Origin of the sequence: Collinsella sp. MSK.8.10 (assembly GCF_019041915.1) — a bacterium.
Classification (GTDB): domain Bacteria; phylum Actinomycetota; class Coriobacteriia; order Coriobacteriales; family Coriobacteriaceae; genus Collinsella.
The window spans coordinates 1-4,417 of sequence record NZ_JAHPYF010000014.1; the positions used below are offsets into that span (position 1 = coordinate 1).

Sequence of the window (4,417 nt, forward strand, 5' to 3'; positions counted from 1 at the left end):
GCGTCGTAGCCCTCGTCGGCGACCTTGTCGGCGAGCGCGGTCATCTTCTTGCCGGCCTCGTAGACGTTCTTGCCGTCCTCGATGTAGCCCTCCTGGCTAAAATGCATGATCTCGATCTTCTCGGTTTCCTTCATGGCTTTTCCTTTCTGTCCTGCACGCGAATCTATACATCGCGTTTCTTTTCGATACCAATTATAGACATACACCTAACGTGTTTTTAATAGCACTTTTCAATCTGCTCCAATCCTCGGTGAACGGTCGAAATTCTCTGGTGAGTGGTATTAAATTAGAATTGAATGTATAGCTAACACCTCTGGCGCCTCCCTTGTGTGACAAAGAACAGCGTTCCTACCAGCGCAATAATGGTCGATGCCCCAAACAGCACCGCCTGGACGCCCAAAGCCTCCGCCAAAAATGGAGCCGCCAGCAGCGGCAGCACGCCGGCGCTCATCAGGCCAAAACGCACAAAGCCGGTAATGCGCCCGAGGTATTTGATGTCGGCGCGCTCCTGAATCAAGATCATCTGCAGCGGTTCCAGGAATCCCCAGGCCAGACCGTTAATCGCCTGACCGATAATCGCGACCCCCAGCATATCGGTGCCCACGTACACCATGGACCCAATGCCCACGGCCATGAGCGCGCCGAGCAGCAATTGCAGGTTGACATGGCGAGCAGAAAGCTTGGTCAGGATGAACGCGCCCACCGAGGAAGTGAGGCCCACGACCGAGGACAGCCAGCCCAGCCAGACGATATCCACGTTGAGCACATCGCGATAGAACAACGACTCCAGCGAATCGAACGCGCCAAACGCAAAGAAACCCAAAAAGCCCGAGATAAAGATGAGGCGCAGGTCATGGTCGCGAAACGTAAGTCGCGCACCCTCGGCCATGCCGCCCAGAATACCGCCCTTCGGCTTCTCCCCTTTTGCGGGAGCAACGCACTCGTGACAGCCCAAGGAGAGCACGGCCGCCACGCCCATCATGCCCGCCATGAGCAGATAGACCGATTGCGTGGCAAAACAGCTCACGATGGCACCGCCGAGCAGTGGGCCAGCGGTATAGGCGATATTGCTGTAGAACACCATGAGACCGTTCACGCGGGTACGGCCCTCGGTGGTCGACTCCAGGTATCCCGGAAACGCATGCGTGCAGGTGTTGATGAAGCCGCCCGCAAGCCCCAAGACGCACGCGGCAAACACAAGCCCGGGGACAGACAACGGCGCTAACCCCACGCCAAGCGATAGCACTGCCGTAATCACGCACGTCACAAACGACGTCCGGCGCGGTCCAAAGCGATCGATAACCGAGCCCGACACCATATTGCCCGCCGACGTCATAAGATTGCGCACGAGCGTAATGGCGGCAACCAAAAAGGCCGTGCCGGCCAGATCATACGTGGCCGCACCGATAAGCCCCAAAAAGTAGACCGCGTTGTTGGCGCACCACTGCAGGGACTCAATAAGAATCAGCCTGACCTCTGCCGGCGTCAGGCGCATTGCTTCGCGATCCTTCGCGAACATACGGACTCCTTCTATACAAAAAGGGGATGGAGGGCATAGGCCTGCTCCATCCCCTTTCCAGGTTGCAACGAAAATCTATGCAGCCGGGCCCTTACGCCAGCACGCCGAAGAACGCGCCGACGATGCCCACGACCATGGTGGCAACGATCAGCACCATGGGGTTGATCTTCTTGGACAGCAGCCAGTAGTACAGCCAGAAGGCGATCATGCCGAGCATGCCGGGCATGATGCCGTCCAGGATGTCCTGGAGGGTCTGGGCGTCGTCGCCCGAGCCGATGGCCACCGGGATGCTGGCCCAGAACATGTCCTTGCACATGGCGCCCACGACCATGACGCCCACGATGCCGACGCAGGTCATGATCTTCTGCATGAGGCCGGTCCTCTGGGCCTCGTCCAGGAAGCCCACGCCCAGCTCGTAGCCCTTGACGGCGCCCCAGACGCGCAGCGCGAAGCCGGGGACGTTGTAGATGAGCAGGAAGGCGATGGGGCCGAAGGGGTTGCCGGCCTGGCACAGGCTGATGCCCACCGCGGCGGCGACCACGCGCAGCGTCGACAGGAAGATGGAGTCGCCGATGCCGGACAGCGGGCCCATGAGGGCGGCCTTGACGTCGTTGACGCTCTCGGGCTCGATCTCGCCGCGGGCGACCTTCTCCTCCATGGCCATCGCGATGCCGCCGACGAACGGGGCGAACTGGACGGTGATGTTGAAGAACGCGCAGTGGCGGTGCAGGGCCTCGGCGTAGTCGTCGGGGCGGCCGGCGTAGATCTTCTTGAGCATGTTGGCGACCATCAGGCAGAAGGCGATGTTCATCTGCTTGTAGTAGGTCCAGGAGAACTCCATGCCCAGGGCGCCGGTGTTGAGGGCGCTCTTGACGAGGTCGGAGCGCGTGATCTTGTTCTCGGGACTAGAAGTCATCGTCCTCATCCCCTTCCGCGGAGAGCTGGGGCTGGGCTCCGCCCAGGCCGAGCAGGTCGAACTTGTCGATGCCGATGATGATGGCGATCAGGGCGACGCCCAGGACGGGCACGTTGGCGTAGGAGCACAGCAGGAAGCCCAGGAAGTAGAAGGGCACGAGCTGCTTGGTGAGCACCAGGCGGCCGAGCATGGCGAAGCCCATGGCCGGCAGGATGTTGGCGGCAACGCCGAAGCCAGCAAGGACAAAGGGCGGGATGAAGTCGAGCATGCCCTGGATGGCGTCAGCACCCAGATAGAACGACAGCGAGCACAGCAGGAACGCCATGATGACACCGGTGGAACCGATCAGGAAGTGCATCGCATAGACACCCTTAAGGTTGCCCTGGCCGGAGAAGACATCAGCGCGGTCAACCAGGATCGGCAGGGCGGCGTTGAGGATGTTCTTGATGGCAAGGCACAGCGTGGCGATGGGCATAGCGAGCGCGATGGCTGCCTCGGTGCTCTGGCCCAGCTGGATGGCGAAGGCACAGGCGAGCACGCCGCCGATCGTCTCATCAGGCGGCACGTAGGCGCCGATGGAGATCGAGCCCATGAACAGCAGCTCCAGGCTCGCACCGATCGCGAGACCAGACTGCAGGTCTCCCAGGACCAGGCCCACGAGCGGGCACAGGACGATGGGGCGGAACGCATAGAGCGTACCGAGCTGGTAGTCGAACTTACCAAATGCGGCGATAAGTCCGATGAGGATTGCTTGGGTAAGCATACATCCCCCTTTCCATATAGGACACTACGAAGAGCTCAGACTCTTCGAATTCAAACGCCTAGAGCACGCTGGCGCAGTCGACCTTGGGGTCATCGGCCAGAGGACGGATCTCGACCTCAACGCCACGATCCAGCATCTCGCGCACATCGGCTTCCTCGGCCGCGGTCAGGAAGATCTGACGAGAGACCTGACGAGCATCGGGACGCTTCTCGTCCTTGGGCTTGGTGTTGCCCAGGTTGACCGACTTGATCTGCGGGCAGCCCTCAACAAGCTGCTTTGCCTCAGCGATAGTGGCGACGCAGATGATCATCTTGTACTTGTCGGTCACGCCCGAGTTGATAGCTTCGATGGCATGCTCCATATCTTTGATGACGAGCTTACAGCCGGCAGGCTTGCCCATCTTGAGCGTCGTCTTCCACACCGGGTCGTTGGCGACCTTATCGCCCACGCAGAAGATGCAGTTGGAGCCAAGGCCCTGAACCCAGGAAACTGCGACCTGGCCATGAAGCAGGCGATGGTCAACGCGAAGTAGCTGAATCATAATGTGACCCCCCAAAGGTCTTGCGCCGTCTTACGGCATGTCAATAGGTGCTGCGGATTAGAACTCTTCTTCCTCGTCGTCATCGACCAACAGGTCGTTGACAAACTTCACGCGTGTATCGTCCGCAGCGACGATGGCGCGAATCGTCTCCTCAACCGGCGCCGACTCGTCAGAGAACAGCAGCTGGATGAGCAGAGGAAGGTTCATGTTGGTAACGAGGTACGTGCGGGGACGCGTCTGGACGATCTTGGTGAACTCGTTGTTGACGCTGCCGCCAAAGAGGTCGGTGCAGACAACGACATCATCGTCGGCAGACATGCCCGCCAGCAGTTTTTGGGCCTCCTCAGCAACGTCCATGCGGCCATCGACGAACATCGAAAGATCGTGGACGTTGTCGCGAGCGCCCGAGAGCAGCTCGACGCTCTCCTTGATGCCGGTAGCGAAGTGCGCATGGCTGGCGATGATGTACTGTCTCATTCTGTGTTCCTCTCAATAGCCCGGCACGTTCCCGCACCTGTTTTCTTTAGTAGTCGAACTGGTGATAGTAGCGACGATACTTGAGGTTGTGCTTGGTGACCGTCTCGTAGTAGCGAGCCAGGCGGTCGGTCACGAGCACCGTCAGAATCCACGGGGAGACGATGACGCGGAACTCGTCGTCAAGGCCGGGGATCGCGAACT

General features: G+C 59.9%; 5 protein-coding genes. All 5 read right to left on the reverse strand.

The features are described from left to right. Positions 1-304: 304 nt before the first annotated feature. The 5 genes from KTF55_RS09825 to KTF55_RS09845 all read right to left on the reverse strand — a co-directional run bounded on the left by KTF55_RS09825 (position 305) and on the right by KTF55_RS09845 (position 4,216). Entirely contained in the window at positions 305-1,519 is a 1,215-nt protein-coding gene (locus tag KTF55_RS09825; protein ID WP_217108507.1) for an MFS transporter, read from the reverse strand. A gap of 91 nt (positions 1,520-1,610) precedes the next feature. Next, positions 1,611-2,444: a PTS system mannose/fructose/sorbose family transporter subunit IID gene (locus KTF55_RS09830; protein ID WP_217108508.1), complete on the reverse strand. Its 834-nt coding sequence runs from the start codon at positions 2,442-2,444 to the stop codon at positions 1,611-1,613. After that, a complete protein-coding gene (locus tag KTF55_RS09835; protein WP_099432285.1) occupies positions 2,425-3,198 on the reverse strand; it encodes a PTS sugar transporter subunit IIC in 774 nt (257 codons plus the stop codon). The genes KTF55_RS09830 and KTF55_RS09835 overlap by 20 nt, the downstream gene beginning before the upstream one ends. A gap of 58 nt (positions 3,199-3,256) precedes the next feature. Further along, entirely contained in the window at positions 3,257-3,739 is a 483-nt protein-coding gene (locus KTF55_RS09840; RefSeq protein WP_099432286.1) for a PTS sugar transporter subunit IIB, read from the reverse strand. A 57-nt stretch (positions 3,740-3,796) separates the two neighbouring features. Then, positions 3,797-4,216 (reverse strand): PTS sugar transporter subunit IIA, encoded by a 420-nt coding sequence (locus KTF55_RS09845; protein WP_035137739.1) that lies wholly within the window; start codon positions 4,214-4,216, stop codon positions 3,797-3,799. Between the last annotated feature and the right edge of the window lie 201 nt (positions 4,217-4,417).